The sequence below is a fragment of the Streptosporangium sp. G11 genome (assembly GCF_051192615.1).
Classification (GTDB): Bacteria; Actinomycetota; Actinomycetes; order Streptosporangiales; family Streptosporangiaceae; genus Streptosporangium.
Window position 1 is genome coordinate 20,422 of record NZ_JBPJUQ010000050.1, and the last position, 14,038, is coordinate 34,459.

At 69.4% G+C, this 14,038-nt stretch carries 13 protein-coding genes; 8 read left to right on the forward strand and 5 right to left on the reverse strand.

Annotation, left to right across the window (positions count from 1 at the left end; all coding sequences use genetic code 11):
• Positions 1 to 2: 2 nt before the first annotated feature.
• From recF to dnaA, 5 genes are all read right to left on the reverse strand, one after another.
• Positions 3 to 1,181 (reverse strand): DNA replication/repair protein RecF, encoded by a 1,179-nt coding sequence (recF, locus tag ACSDR0_RS34180; protein ID WP_435293060.1) that lies wholly within the window; start codon positions 1,179 to 1,181, stop codon positions 3 to 5.
• Positions 1,182 to 1,282: 101 nt separating this feature from the next.
• Positions 1,283 to 2,227 (reverse strand): phosphogluconate dehydrogenase (NAD(+)-dependent, decarboxylating), encoded by a 945-nt coding sequence (gene gnd / locus ACSDR0_RS34185; RefSeq protein ID WP_435293061.1) that lies wholly within the window; start codon positions 2,225 to 2,227, stop codon positions 1,283 to 1,285.
• Positions 2,228 to 2,259: 32 nt separating this feature from the next.
• Positions 2,260 to 3,069 (reverse strand): 3-keto-5-aminohexanoate cleavage protein, encoded by an 810-nt coding sequence (locus ACSDR0_RS34190; protein WP_435293062.1) that lies wholly within the window; start codon positions 3,067 to 3,069, stop codon positions 2,260 to 2,262.
• Between the two features lie 38 nt (positions 3,070 to 3,107).
• A complete protein-coding gene (gene dnaN, locus ACSDR0_RS34195; protein ID WP_435293063.1) occupies positions 3,108 to 4,247 on the reverse strand; it encodes a DNA polymerase III subunit beta in 1,140 nt (379 codons plus the stop codon).
• 575 nt (positions 4,248 to 4,822) lie between these two features.
• Complete coding sequence (gene dnaA, locus ACSDR0_RS34200) at positions 4,823 to 6,565, reverse strand: chromosomal replication initiator protein DnaA (protein WP_435293064.1); 1,743 nt, start codon at positions 6,563 to 6,565, stop codon at positions 4,823 to 4,825.
• A gap of 531 nt (positions 6,566 to 7,096) precedes the next feature.
• Here dnaA and rpmH point away from each other — a divergent pair.
• The 8 genes from rpmH (at position 7,097) to ACSDR0_RS34240 (ending at position 12,974) form a co-directional block, all read left to right on the forward strand.
• Positions 7,097 to 7,234 carry a 50S ribosomal protein L34 gene (rpmH, locus tag ACSDR0_RS34205; protein WP_329088117.1) on the forward strand — a complete coding sequence of 46 codons (138 nt, stop codon included), beginning with the start codon at positions 7,097 to 7,099 and terminating at the stop codon, positions 7,232 to 7,234.
• 109 nt (positions 7,235 to 7,343) lie between these two features.
• A complete protein-coding gene (rnpA, locus tag ACSDR0_RS34210; RefSeq protein ID WP_435293065.1) occupies positions 7,344 to 7,718 on the forward strand; it encodes a ribonuclease P protein component in 375 nt (124 codons plus the stop codon).
• Positions 7,715 to 7,996: a membrane protein insertion efficiency factor YidD gene (gene yidD / locus ACSDR0_RS34215; RefSeq protein WP_425583256.1), complete on the forward strand. Its 282-nt coding sequence runs from the start codon at positions 7,715 to 7,717 to the stop codon at positions 7,994 to 7,996. Before rnpA ends, yidD begins: the two co-directional genes overlap by 4 nt.
• 4 nt (positions 7,997 to 8,000) lie before the next feature.
• A complete protein-coding gene (gene yidC, locus ACSDR0_RS34220; protein ID WP_435293066.1) occupies positions 8,001 to 8,948 on the forward strand; it encodes a membrane protein insertase YidC in 948 nt (315 codons plus the stop codon).
• 35 nt (positions 8,949 to 8,983) lie between these two features.
• Entirely contained in the window at positions 8,984 to 9,487 is a 504-nt protein-coding gene (locus ACSDR0_RS34225; protein WP_435293067.1) for a protein jag, read from the forward strand.
• 649 nt (positions 9,488 to 10,136) lie between these two features.
• Positions 10,137 to 10,832, forward strand: a complete 696-nt coding sequence (gene rsmG / locus ACSDR0_RS34230) for a 16S rRNA (guanine(527)-N(7))-methyltransferase RsmG (protein ID WP_435293068.1) — start codon at positions 10,137 to 10,139, stop codon at positions 10,830 to 10,832.
• 324 nt (positions 10,833 to 11,156) lie between these two features.
• Positions 11,157 to 11,927 (forward strand): ParA family protein, encoded by a 771-nt coding sequence (locus tag ACSDR0_RS34235; protein ID WP_435293069.1) that lies wholly within the window; start codon positions 11,157 to 11,159, stop codon positions 11,925 to 11,927.
• 72 nt (positions 11,928 to 11,999) lie between these two features.
• A complete protein-coding gene (locus ACSDR0_RS34240) occupies positions 12,000 to 12,974 on the forward strand; it encodes a ParB/RepB/Spo0J family partition protein (protein ID WP_435293070.1) in 975 nt (324 codons plus the stop codon).
• Positions 12,975 to 14,038 lie beyond the last annotated feature (1,064 nt).

The following is a 14,038-nucleotide window of genomic DNA, read 5'->3' on the forward strand; positions in this document are numbered from 1 at the left end:
CGTCACCGGACACGGGCCACCACGCCTCCCTCGGTCACGTCGAATCGCCCCCCGGCCAGCTCCGCCGGCACGTCGTCGGGGACCGCGGCGGTGATCAGCACCTGCTCGGCGGGGGCGACCATCTCGGCCAGGCGGCGCCTGCGCCTGTTGTCCAGCTCGGCGAAGACGTCGTCGAGGATCAGGACCGGATCGCCGCCGTCGGCCCTGAGCAGGTCGTAGGCGGCCAGTCTGAGCGCCAGCGCGAACGACCACGACTCGCCGTGGCTGGCGTAGCCGCGCGCCGGCAGCTCGCCCAGGCCGAGGAACAGGTCGTCGCGGTGCGGGCCGACGAGGGTGACGCCGCGTTCCAGCTCCGAGGCGCGGACCTCCAGCAGGCCGGCCCGCAGCCGCTCGGCCAGCTCGGCGCGATCGCTTCCGATGCCCGCGGGCAGGGTGCCGCGGTATTCCAGCCCCGCGGGGGCGGAGTCGGGCGCGAGGGAGGCGTACGAGGCGGCGACCAGCGGGCGCAGCGTCTCGACCAGCTCCAGCCTGGCCGCGAGCAGCTCGGCGCCGTGCGTGGCCAGGTGGGCGTCCCAGACCTCCAGGGTGCTCAACGGGTCTCCCGCCCCCGCCTCGGCGAACGCCGCGTCGCTCTCGGCCCGCCGCGTGCTCCGGCCCCGGCCCCGCCGGGCCTGCGCGGCGGTGCGCAGCAGGGCGCCGCGCTGCTTGAGCACCCGGTCGTAGTCGGCGCGCACCCCCGCGAACCTGGGCGTCCTGGCCACCAGGAGGTCGTCGAGGAACCGGCGCCGCTCGGAGGGGTCGCCCTTGACCATGGCGAGGTCCTCGGGGGCGAACAGGACCGTGCGCAGCAGGCCGACCACGTCGCGGGGACGGGAGACGGGCGCGCGGTTCAGCCTGGCCCGGTTGGCCCTGCCGGGGTTGATCTCCAGCTCGATCAGCGCGCGCCGCTCGTCGCGCACCACCGACGAGCGGACGATCGCCCGCGCCGCGCCCTGCCTGACCAGCGGCCCGTCGTTGGCGACCCGGTGGCTGGCCTGCGTCGCCACGTAACCCAGCGCCTCGACCAGGTTGGTCTTTCCCATGCCGTTGGGCCCGACGAAGGCCGTGACCCCCGGCTCCATGCCGAGGTCGACGGTTGCGTAGGAGCGGAAGTCGGTCAGGGAGAGATGGGCGACATGCACCCCAGGAAGATTAGTCGGCCCCGTCCGCCACCGGAGCCTCCCGCGTCCGTACGGCTCGCGCCCTGTGGAAAAGGTATGGCGCGAGCCGCGGGGACGGTGGGCTATCCGGCCGCCTCGACCGGCGGGGTGACGTCGGCGCCGGGGGAGTCGGCGCCCTTCTCGGCCGCGCCCGCCTTGGAGGTGACCGCGTGGCCGCCGAACTGGTTGCGCAGGGCCGCGACGACCTTCATGGCCGGCGAGTCGTCCTGGCGGGAGGCGAACCTGGCGTACAGGGCTGCGGTGATGACCGGCAGCGGGACCGCCAGCTCGACGGCCGCCTGCACCGCCCAGCGGCCCTCGCCCGAGTCCTGCGCGTAGCCCTCGAGCTCCGCCAGGGACGGGTCCTCGTCGAGCGCGCGGACCATCAGGTCGAGCAGCCAGGAGCGGATGACCGTGCCCTGCCGCCAGCTCTTGAAGGAGCCGGCCACGTCGGTCACGATGTCGGAGGCCTCGAGAAGCTCCCAGCCCTCGGCGAAGGCCTGCATCATGCCGTACTCGATGCCGTTGTGGACCATCTTGGCGAAGTGGCCCGCGCCGATCGTGCCGGCGTGGACGAAACCGTCCTCCCCCTCGGGCTTGAGGGTCTCGAAGATCGGCATCACCCGCTCGACGTGGGCCTTCTCGCCGCCGACCATGAGCGCGTAGCCGTTCTGCAACCCCCAGACGCCGCCGCTCACGCCGCAGTCGACGAAGCCGACGTCCTTGGCGGCGAGCTCGGCGCCGTGCCTCTGGTCGTCGACATAGTGCGAGTTGCCGCCGTCGACGAGGATGTCGCCGGGCGACAGCAGGCCGCCGAGCGCCTCGATCGTCGCCCGGGTCGGGTCGCCGGAGGGCACCATGACCCACACGGTGCGCGGCGCCTGGAGCCGCTGCACGAGCTCTTCCAGGCCGGAGACGTCACTGACCGCGGGATCGCGGTCGTACCCGATGACGTCGTGGCCTCCGCGGCGCAGCCGCTCGGCCATGTTGCCGCCCATCTTGCCCAGCCCGACCATGCCGATCTGCATACGAGCACCCCCTTCAGGGTTTCATCATTCACCTACGCCAGGCGTGCCCGCGCAAGCCTTACCAACTCGGCGTTCCCGCCGACAGGGTCACCCACAGGGCTGTGGAGGACGTCCTCCAGGCCGATGCGCGTGGCCAGTCCAGACTGCCCCGCCTCGTCCAGGAGAATCCACGTGGGGTCCCCCTCCCCGTGGAGCAGTCTCGGGCCCGGGACGCCGAGTTCGGCGAGGCGGTCCAGGACGGCGCGTGCCCGGGAGACGGCGGTGCCCGCGGGGCCGCCGAGGATCTCGACGAGCACCCGCGCGCACTCGAGGCCGGTCGCGGCGAGCGCCTCGGCGTCGTCCACCGACCAGACCCCCGCCTCCACGTCCACCCCGAGCCGCCGCAGATCATGCCACAGGGCGTCGAAGCCGGGCTCACAGAGGTTCACCGACGCGAAGTCGGGCAGGTCGCCGGCGGCGAGCGAGCTCCAGCCGCGGACGGCGTCGCGCCGCGCGTCCACGTCCCAGCCGGTTATCCACAGCCCTGTGCTCACCCCGACGGGGAGGCCGGGGCACGCCTCGCGCACGGCGCGCACGGCCGCCCCGATGTGGACGGCGCTGAGCGACTCGCTGCCCGCCTCGTCACGCGGATGCACGTGAACGGCGTCCGCACCCGCCCCACGAGCCTCACGGGCCGCCTGAGCGAGCTCCAGAGGGGTCAGGGGGAGGGCTGGGTGGTCGCCGGGCCTCCTGGCGCCGTTCAGGCACGCCTTGAGCCACGTCGCTCCCCCTCCGGCCCCGCCGCGCGCCTCCGCGCCCCCGTCCGTCGCCGTTCCCGCCGCCGGATCCGTCACCGGATCCACAGCCGGGTCCGCCGCGCCGGGTCGTCGCGGGACCCCCATCAGCTGGACAGGCGGATGGGCATGATCAGGTAGCGGTAGTCGGGAACACCGCCGTCGTCCGCGGGCTTGCCCCCGGTGAGGATGGCGGGCTTGGTGGACGTGGTCATCTGCAGGCGGGCCACGTCGGAGTCGATCGCGCCCAGGCCCTCCAGCAGGAACTGGTGGTTGAAGGCGATGTTGATGTCGTCGCCCTCGAAGTCGACGGGGAGCACCTCGACCGCCTGCGCCTCGTCGCCACTGCCCGCCTCCAGGACGACCTCGTCGCCGCGGAAGGCCAGCCGTACGGGCGTGTTGCGCTCGGCGACCAGGGCCACGCGCTTGACGGCCTCGACGAAGGCGGCCGTCGGCAGCTCCGCGCGGGCGGAGAACTCCGTCGGCAGCAGCGAGCGGTACTTGGGGAACTCGGGGTCGAGCAGCCGGGTGGTGGTGCGGCGCCCCGCGCTGGAGAAGCCGATCATGCCCTCACCGGTGCCGCCGGAGGAGCTCATCGCGATCTCGACCTCGGCGCCGGTGCCACCCAGTGCCTTGGCCGTGTCGGCGAGGGTCTTGCCCGGGATCATCGCGATCGCCGAGAAGTCGGGCTGGCCCGGCTGCCACTTCAGCTCCCGCACGGCGAGGCGGTAGCGGTCGGTCGCCGCGAGCGTGACCGTGTCGCCCTCGATCTCCACGCGTACGCCGGTGAGCATCGGCAGGGTGTCGTCCTTGCCCGCGGCCACGGCGACCTGGCCGACGGCCGAGGCGAACACGTCGCTGCCCACCTTGCCCGCGGCGGGGGGCATGGTCGGCAGGGAGGGGTAGTCCTCCACAGGCATGGTGAGAAGGGTGAACCTGGCGCTGCCACAGGTGACGACCGCCTTGGCGCCCTCCACCACGAAATCCACAGGCTGCGCGGGAAGCGCCCTGGTGATCTCGGCCAGAAGCCTGCCGGAGACGAGCACCACGCCCGCCTCGCCCGTCTGCAGTTCGAGGGTCACCTCGGCGGAGACCTCGTAGTCGAAGCCCGAGAGCTTGAGCTGCCCGTTCTCCGTGACCTCAAGACGCATGCCGGCCAGCACCGGCACGGAGGGGCGCGCCGGCAGGCTGCGCGCCGTCCATGCGACCGCCTCAGCGAGCACGTCTCGGTCGACCCGGAACATCACGTGGATCTGCCTCCTGTGTGTCGAGCGCCATCCGCTCGGTGCCTGGGGTTCAAGTGTTCACTGTCCCGCACCTGTGCTCCCTCGGAACCCCTCTTATGGCTCTTGGGTTTCCTAGTTAGAGATACAAGTGGCCTTCGTATTAGGGGCTGTGGATACTGTGGAAAGCCATTATTTCCGCAGGTCAAGTGCTGTTTTTTCATCCACTGGGGCTGTGGGCGGTGACTGTGGACAACTCTTGGGGCTGGGGAGAACCCCGGAGTACACACAGGCCGTCCCCAGATTCGGTGCCCTCTGTCCCCAAGTTTTCCACGAGGTTTCCCCAGGTTATCCACGGGGTAGGAGGTCGTTTTGTCCTTGTGGAAAACTCTCCCCACAGGGCGTCCCCAGGTTATCCACGAGTTGTCCCCAGGTTGTCCCCAAGTTCTCCCCAGAGTTGTCCACATGCTCCGAACAGCATTCGGACCAGCGGGTTTCCGGATGATCATGGTTGGACGCCCCGGAGCCTCCCGGGCCCCCGCGAACCGTTGATCCACAAGGTTTTCCACAGCCTGTGCATCACGGGGTGAGAAACCTCATCATCCATTGCGGGACTGCTGCTTGATCCTGGTGGTCAGCTCGTTGACCTGGTTGTAGATCGAGCGCCGCTCGGCCATCAGGGAGCGGATCTTCCGGTCGGCGTGCATGACGGTGGTGTGGTCACGGCCGCCGAACTGCTGGCCGATCTTCGGCAGCGACATGTCGGTCAGTTCCCTGCACAGATACATGGCGATCTGGCGGGCGGTCACCAGGACCCGCGAGCGCGACCCGCCGCACAGGTCGTCGATCGACAGCCCGAAGTAGGCGGCGGTGGAGGCCATGATCGTGGCGACGGTGATCTCGGAGCCCGCGTCCTCGGTGATCAGGTCCTTGAGCACGACCTCGGTGAGCTGCAGGTCCACCGACTGCCGGTTCAGGCTCGCGAACGCGGTCACCCTGATCAGGGCGCCCTCCAGCTCGCGGATGTTGGTGGAGATGCGGCTGGCGATGTATTCGAGAACCTCGGGCGGCGCGGCCAGGCCCTCCTGGATCGCCTTCTTGCGCAGGATCGCGATCCGGGTCTCCAGCTCGGGCGGCTGGACGTCGGTGATCAGGCCCCACTCGAACCGGTTGCGGAGCCGGTCCTCCAGCGTGACCAGCTGTTTCGGCGCCCGGTCGCTGGAGATGACGATCTGCTTGTTGGAGTTGTGCAGTGTGTTGAAGGTGTGGAAGAACTCCTCCTGCGTCTGCTCCTTGCCCTCCAGGAACTGGATGTCGTCCACCAGCAGGATGTCCACGGCCCGGTAGCGACCCCGGAAGTTGTCGGCCTTGTGGTCGCGGATGGAGTTGATGAAGTCGTTGGTGAACTCCTCGGAGCTCACGTATCTCACCCGCGCGCCGTCATAGAGGCTCTGGGCGTAGTGGCCGATCGCGTGCAGCAGGTGGGTCTTGCCCAGGCCCGAGTCACCGTAGATGAACAGCGGGTTGTACGCCTTGGCCGGCGCCTCGGCCACCGCGACCGCCGCGGCGTGGGCGAACCGGTTGCTGGAGCCGATCACGAAGGTGTCGAAGGTGTACTTCGGGTTCAGCCGGGCCGGCTCCCCCTGCGTACGGCTCCCGCGGCCGTCCCACCTGTTCTGCACGCCGCCGGCGCCGCCCGCGCCGGGCACGGGAGGCGCGCCGCGGTCGAAGGAGTCGGGCTCGGGCCGGGGCGGGGACGGCTGCGGGGTGTAGCCGCGGCCGTATCCGGGGCCCTGATCCCCCTGCGAGGGGCTCTGCGGGGGCTCAGCGGGGAGGTAGGGCTGGGGGGACTCCTCGCCCTGCTGGTACGGGTAGGAGAACGGCTGTGCCTGTGGATAGTCGGTGGACGGCTGCGCGGCCTGGTTGCCCCCCGGATAGGGGTGCTGGAGCCCGGAACCCCCGTGGTGCTGGCCCTGAGGGGGCTGTGCATAACCCTGCTGGGCCCCGCCACCCTGTGTATAACCCTGCGGCTGCGCCTGGGGATAAGCGTCCTGGCGCGGGGTGAGCCCGGACTCGGGGCCCGCCGCGCTGGGGTCGACCATGACCGCCACCCGCATCGGGCGGCCGAACTCCTGGGACAGCGCCTGGCTGATAAGCGGACGAAGCTTATTTTCCAGGACATCTCTGGCGAAATCCGTGGGCGCGGCGAGCACCACGGTGTCGTTCATCAGGCCGAAGGGCCGAGTCATGTTCAGCCAGACCCGCTGCTGGGACGGGACGTTCTCGTTCAGGGAGTTCTCAAGAGCCCTCGCCCAGACCGCGCTGAGGTCCGTTCCGTCCATGGTCCGGCTCCCCTCCTCCCGACGCGGCCCCGCTGGCCTACCGCGATCTGTTTATCCACATCGATGGCCGCCGGGCGCACCGGATTTCGTCGTTGTCCACATGCCGGGAGGCCCGTGGCCCCTTCGTGGGCGCCATACGCAATCCACATCGAATCCACAGGCTGTGCACAGCCCGTTACCTGCGGTCCGACGCGTCCTCGCAGCGGAGAGAGGGTCTGGAAGGGCCGACAGTAGCCCTGTCCACAGCTGTGTACAAGACGTTGTCCACAGCCTAGTGGCGCACGAGGGGGACGGAGTGCACATCCTGTGGACGGCGAGGCGCCGGTGGATAACGTGCCTGTGGAAACGTGGATAACCTGTATGGGCGTGCTTCGGGACACTCTTCGGTTTGACCTGGGACACGCCTGACCCGTAACGTACGACGGTCGGCTTGCCACGCGGCGGCTATTTCGCATGCCCCGCTTCCGGCAAGCCAGCCATTGTCGAGCGTCCCCATGTGCTGGGGATGCGTCTTGAGCCTGGAGCCCACTCGTGAGCAAGCGTACTTTCCAGCCGAACAACCGCCGTCGTGCGAAGACCCACGGCTTCCGGCTCCGCATGCGCACCCGCGCCGGCCGCGCCATCCTTGCCGCTCGCCGTCGCAAGGGCCGCGCCGAGATCTCCGCCTGACGCATCCGTTGCGCCCGGTTCGCCGGGCCTAGGCAGTAGCGCCCGTCGCCCGCCGGCATCGCTGCCGGCGGGCGACGGGCGTACCTGCCCAGGGTCGCCAAGATCTCTCGTGCTGCCGTCCGGGTCCCGCATGCGCCGGGGCGACGAGTTCGCCGGCGCGATCAGAAGGGGAAGCCGAGTAGGCCGCCCCACCCTGGTCGCGCACTTTGGCATGCGCTCCGACAGGGATGATCCCCCCCTGGTTGGATTCGTGGTGAGCCGCGCCGTAGGAGGCGCGGTCATCAGAAATCGGGTTAAACGTCAGTTGAGACACCTCATGCGAGACCGTCTCGACCGGCTTCCGAGAGGTAGCCTGCTGGTTGTACGCGCCAATCCACCGGCCGCGTCCGCGCGAAGCGAGCGCATTGCCGCCGAACTCGACGTCGCGCTGGATCGTTTACTCAGGCGGCTGGAGCCCCCTGGGGCTCGCATGGATGGGCGATGATGACGGCGCAGCAGACCGCTGGAATTTCTCCGGCTGCCAGGATCCTGATGGCTCCGATCCGGTTCTACCGGGCCTTCGTGAGCCCTCTGCTGGGTCCCCGTTGCCGCTTCCACCCCTCGTGCAGTGCCTACGGCCTCGAAGCCGTGGCCGTTCACGGCGCGCTGCGCGGCACATGGTTGACGATCCGGAGAATCGGGCGTTGCCACCCATTCCATCCCGGAGGCTTTGACCCGGTGCCCCCGCGCCCGGGCCGGTCCGACGAAACGCAAGGGAGCTAGCTCGGTGGAGCTGTCCTGGCTGAACTGGCTGTACACAGCCGTCGCCCAAGTAATCACCTGGATTCACCAGGGCTACAGCACCTTCATCCCGAAGGACAACGGGCTCAACTGGGCGCTGACCATCATCACGCTCACCGTGCTGATGCGGCTGTTGATCTTCCCGCTCTTCCTCAAGCAGATGCGCTCGTCGAAGAAGATGCAGGAGCTGGCGCCCAAGGTCCAGGAGATCCGCAAGCGGTACAAGAACGACAAGCAGCGCATGAACCAGGAGGTCATGGCGCTGTACCAGGGACAGGGGGCCAACCCGCTGGGTGGCTGCCTGCCGATCCTGGCGCAGTTCCCGATCTTCATCTCGATGTTCACCGTGCTGCAGGCCATGGCCGCGGGCCAGGCCAAGTTCGGGATGTCGCAGGACCTCGTCAACAGCGCCCGGGCCGCGCACATCTTCGGCGCGCCCATCCCCGCGACGTTCTTCACGAGCTCGGCCGACATCCTCAAGCTGGACGCCGACCCGATCATCACCAAGATCGTGCTCGCGATCTTCGTGGCGGTCAGCTCGCTGACGACCTTCCTCACCGTCCGGCAGAGCGTGACCCGCTCCATCGCTCAGATGCCGGACAACCCGATGGCGCAGCAGCAGAAGATCCTGATGTACGTCTCGCCGCTGTTCGCCATCTTCTCGCTGAACTTCCCCCTCGGCCTGATCCTCTACTGGGTCACCACGAATCTCTGGACCCTCGGCCAGCAGCACTGGTTCTACAGCCGCAACCCCACCCCGGTGGTCGACGCCAAGGGCAACATCACGACCCCCGAGCCGAAGCCGAGCCTGCTGAGCAAGGTCAAGAAGACCACCCCCGAGCCTGAGGCGCCGCCCGCACCGGAGGCCAAGGTGATCCGACAGCAGCCCACCCGCCAGCCCCGCAGCAAGCGGACCGGTAGCAAGAAGTCCTGACGTCTCATCCCGACAGCACGAAGGAGTGGCCGGACGTGACCGAGGCCGAGGCCGAGAAGGAGCCCGTGAAGACGGCTCCCGATCTCGCCGCTTTGGAGCAGGAAGGCGAGATCGCGGCGGACTACGTCGAGGGTCTGCTCGACATCGCCGACATCGACGGTGACATCGACATGGATGTCGAAGGTGATCGTGCCGTGGTGTCGGTCGTCGATATCAAGGGCGGCGACCTGGTCGGCCCCAACGGCGAGGTGCTGGAGGCCATCCAGGAGCTGACCCGCCTCGCGGTCCACCGCCAGACGGGCGAGCGGTCGCGCCTGATGCTCGACATCGGCGGCTACCGCGACCGCCGCAGGAGCGAGCTGAGCGAGCTCGGCACCAAGATCGCGGCGGACGTCAAGCGGAACGGCGAGCCCAAGTCGCTGCAGCCGATGACCCCGTTCGAGCGGAAGATCGTGCATGACGCCGTCGCCGCGGCGGGCCTGCGGAGCGAGTCCGAGGGCGAGGAGCCCCGTCGTTTCGTGGTGGTCCTTCCCGCTTAGCACCCCTTAGCGCGACGGCACGGGCCGACAGAGGCCGCCGCCCCGGTTCCCCGGGGACGGCGGCCTTTTCGCGGCCCGCGCGGTATGGCCGCCGCTTGAGCCCTCCGCTTCTGAGCTTCCGCGCCCCCGCGCCTCCCGCGTTCCTGAGCTCTTGAGCCTCCGCGCCCCTGACCCCCCCCGCGTTCCTGGGCCCTTGAGCCTCCTCGTCTCTGAGCTCCCGCGCTCCTCCTGAGCTTTTGAGTCCCTTGGGCTTTTGAGTCCTTTGAGTCCCCGCGCTCCTGAGCTCTTCGGACACCTGCGGCCCGCCCTTGCCCTTGGCCCCTTGCCCGTGGCCCCTTTGCCCCTTGGCTCGGTGGCCCCTTGGGTCGAGCCCACGCCCTGGAATCCCGTGGTCCACCCGTGCCCTGAGACCACCTGGTCCACCCGCGACGGTTGGAATCCCGGCCCGTCCATGTCCTGGCATTCTGTGGTTCTCACCACACGATGCCGTCGGCGTGCCGTACGACGCGGCCGTCCGCGCCGTACGGTGTCGTGGCTCCACGCCGTATGACGGCGCCGTCGCCCCCGTGCTGTACGACTGCGCCGAGGCGGGCCGTTAGCCTTGAGACCGGCCTGACCCCGATATTTCCGAGGGAAGAGTGAGCGTCGAGTGAGTGACCAGATCCCCGAACCGCCCGAGGTCGCGCGCGAGGTGTTCACCGGCGACGCCTGGGCGAGAGCGGAGGCCTTCGCGGAGCTGCTGGCCGGTCCCGGGGTGGTGCGCGGGCTGCTCGGCCCGCGGGAGGTACCGCGCATCTGGGACCGCCACCTGCTCAACTGCGCGGTGATCGCCGAGGTCGTGCCCGCCGACGTGCGCCTGGTCGACATCGGTTCCGGTGCCGGCCTGCCCGGTCTCGTCCTGGCGATCGTCCGGCCCGACATCACCGTCACCCTCCTGGAGCCGCTCCTTCGCCGGACGGTCTTCCTGGAGGAGTGCGCGGAGTCGTTGAAACTCGGCAACGTCGAGGTGTTGCGCGGCCGGGCCGAGGAGTTCGCGGGCAGGCGGGAGTTCGACGTCGCCTCGGCCCGTGCGGTGGCGCCGCTGGACCGCCTGCTGAAATGGTCGCTGCCCCTCCTGCGCGAGGGCGGTGAGCTGCTGGCCATGAAGGGCGAGCGTGCCGCGGAGGAGTTGGCGGACGCCGAGGCGCAATTACGGTCGAGTGGGGTGCAAACCGCCGAGCTTACATCGGTTGGGCACGGTAAGGTCGAGCCGCCCGCAACTCTCATCCGGGTGGTCGCCGGTCGAGCTCCCGAAGGAGCGCGGAAGGCCTCTCGCCGGAAGGATCGCGCCTCGCGAGGCAGATGAACGCGAGGCCACCAGATAAACCGAGCAAAGCGAGTACGAGGCCAGTGAACGACCGTTCGAGTGCGATCGCCAGCGCGAGGAGCGGTCTCGGCTGGCCCGAGGTTCCCGCCGTTTTGCCCCATGGACGCCTTTCCGGTCTGGGCTGGCCGGCACCGGCTCCCGGTGCCGTAGTCAGGCCGGTTGAAAGGAAGACGACCGTGACCCAGACCCCCCTTAATCCCGGCGACTCGCCGCTGGTACGAGAGGCACTCAGCTCAGTGGTTTCACGTGAAACATCGGCCCAGAAGACCGCCGCCGCTCCCGGAGGCTCCGCCGGGGTCCGGGATGGAGACTGGCCTCGCCCTCCGAAGACCCGGATCTTCACCGTCCACCACGTCGGTCAACCTGGCGGCGGCGCTGTCCATGCACGGTCAGCGGGTGCTCGTGGTCGACCTCGACCCCCAGGGCAACGCTTCGACGGCCCTGGCCGTCGAGCACCGTGGTGACGTACCGGACATGTACAAGGTGCTCGTGGAGGACCTGCCGCTCGCGGAGGTCGTGAAGGAGGTCCCGGACATGCCGGGCCTCTACTGTGCCCCCGCCACGATCGACCTGGCCGGTGCCGAGATCGAGCTGGTCTCCATGGTCGCCCGCGAGGCCCGCCTGCAGCGCGCGCTGATCGCGTACGACGCCGTCGAGTTCGACTACATCCTCATCGACTGCCCTCCCTCGCTCGGCCTGCTGACGGTCAACGCGCTGATGGCCGCGAACGAGCTGCTGATCCCCATCCAGTGCGAGTACTACGCGCTGGAAGGCCTTGGCCAGCTGTTGAGGAACGTGGATCTGGTCCGCGCCCATCTGAACCCCACGCTTGACCTCTCCACCATCCTCATGACGATGTACGACGGGCGCACGCGTCTCGCCTCCCAGGTCGCCGACGAGGTCCGCTCCCACTTCGGCGCCACGGTGTTGAGCACGCTGATCCCCCGGAGCGTGCGCGTCTCCGAGGCTCCGAGTTACGGTCAGTCGGTCATGACGTACGACCCGGGCTCCAGCGGCGCGATGGCCTACATGGACGCCGCCCGCGAGATCGCCTACCGCGGTGCGGCCGTATGAGCACCGGGAATCCTGTGGCCGCGGCCACAGGTATGTCAGTGAGTGCGACACCTTGAGTCTCGGGAGGGGCCAGTGAGTAAGCAGCCGAGAGGGTTGGGCAGGGGGCTGGGGGCGCTCATCCCGACGGGGCCGGCCGTCGTCACGGAGACGCCCGTGTCGATGACCGTGACCATGGTCGCCCCCGAGCCGGTGGTGCCGGAACAGCCCGGCCCCCAGCCGGTCGCGGGTGCCTATTTCCTTGAGATCCCCGTCAACGACATCACGCCCAACCCGCGTCAGCCCCGCGACATCTTCGACGAGGAGGCTCTGCAGGAGCTGGCCACCTCGATCGGCGAGGTCGGCCTGCTCCAGCCGATCGTGGTGCGCGCCGCGGGCGAGGGACGCTACGAGCTGATCATGGGCGAGCGTCGCTGGCGCGCTTCCCAGCTCGCCGGGCTCTCCGAGATCCCCGCGATCGTGCGGGAGACCCAGGAGGACAAGCTCCTGCTCGACGCGCTCATCGAGAACCTCCAACGCGAGCAGCTCAACGCCCTGGAGGAGGCGGCGGCCTACCAGCAGCTGCTCGACGACTTCGGCGCGACCCACGAGCAGCTCGCCACCCGCATCGGCCGTTCCCGCTCGCACGTGACCAACACGGTGCGCCTGCTGAAGCTGCCGCCCGCGGTGCAGAGCAGGGTCGCGGCCGGAACGATCAGCGCGGGCCACGCCCGGGCCCTGCTCCGCCTGGACGACCCCGCCGCCCAGGAGCATCTGGCCAGCCGGATCACGGCTGAGTTGCTTTCGGTCCGCGCGGTCGAGGAGATCGTCGCCATGGGCGACGCCAAGGCGGCCCCGGCACCGGCTCCGCGCGCTCCCCGGGTGAAGCCCGACGAGGAGCCCGCCCTCAGGCATCTGGCCGACCGTCTCTCCGACCGCTTCGAGACCCGGGTGAAGGTCGACTTCGGCCGTCGCAAGGGACGCATCGTGGTGGAGTTCGCGACCATTGACGATCTGGAGCGCATCATCGGCACGATGGCGCCGGGGTCGTTGCAGGCGATGGAGGGATGATCTCACCGGCTCAGGAAGCCCGTGGACGCGAGCCTCGTGGCGCACCCACCGAGCCGGTGAATCTCCTCTGAGGCCCCTTCCGGGATGGCTGCCTTCGGGGATGACCCCGGCGGACGGCCTTCCCGGACGGTTCCCCGATACGCGAACGGCCTCCCCTGTTTCACGTGAAACAGGGGAGGCCGTTCGCGTATCCGGGACTCGCGTATCCGGGACTCGCGTATCCGGGACTCGCGTATCCGGGACTCGCGTATCCGGGACTCGCGTATCCGGGACTCGCGTATCCGGGACTCGCGTATCCGGGACTCGCGTATCCGGGACTCGCGTATCTCGGGGCCAGTCCTCGCTCTCTCGTTTCTCCAACCGCCCCCGGGCTCTGCCTTTCCGTGCCCCGGCCTCGCGCCTTCCCGCTCTCCCGAGTCCCGCTTTCGCGGCGTCTGATGCTTTCCCGCGCCGTGCTTCCCCGCGTCCGCCTCCGCGCCATTCGCCCTCCCCACCCCCTTGCCTCACCTCCGCCTTCCGCCTTCCGCCTTCCGCCTTCCGCCTTCCGCCTTCCGCCTTCCGCCTTCCGCTTTCGGCGTTCGGCGTTCCGCGCATCCTTCTCCCGTCCGCCTCCCTGTGCTCGCGTACGTCGTTGTGATGATCGACGGGAGTCCGCTCTCCCGGCACGTCTCGCACGCACGCATGCGTGACCTCAGGGCCGCACGGCCGATGTTGACGCGACCGCCGCGAGGAGAGCGCCGCGCCCCCGGCGGTGGGGCTCTGTGTGGTGCCGGAGCCGGCCGCCTTCCGCGTCCGTCTCACTGTGCGGCTCGGCTGTCGCCGTGGCGAAGGCGGCATCGTTTCACGTGAAACATGGATCGGCATTACGCCCGGACCGGGCCTCCGCAAAGAGCCTTCGACAAGGGGGCGGGGCGATGACAGGAGAGGGTGAGACGAGAAGGAGCTTTCGCCGACGGAACGGCCGGGATCTCGATGTGCGCGGAGAGGGCGGTGGCCGACGGGGACGGCCGCTGCTGTTTCACGTGAAACAGCCACCGCTTCCAGGCGACGACCGTTTCACGTGA

What these genes read in the sequence shown, in the direction of transcription:
- ACSDR0_RS34235 (WP_435293069.1), top strand. Translation starts at nt 11,157, where the DNA reads ATGGAGACTGGCCTCGCCCTCCGAAGACCCGGATCTTCACCGTCCACC.
- yidD (WP_425583256.1), top strand. Translation starts at nt 7,715, where the DNA reads ATGATGACGGCGCAGCAGACCGCTGGAATTTCTCCGGCTGCCAGGATC.
- gnd (WP_435293061.1), bottom strand. Translation starts at nt 2,227, where the DNA reads ATGCAGATCGGCATGGTCGGGCTGGGCAAGATGGGCGGCAACATGGCC.
- dnaA (WP_435293064.1), bottom strand. Translation starts at nt 6,565, where the DNA reads ATGGACGGAACGGACCTCAGCGCGGTCTGGGCGAGGGCTCTTGAGAAC.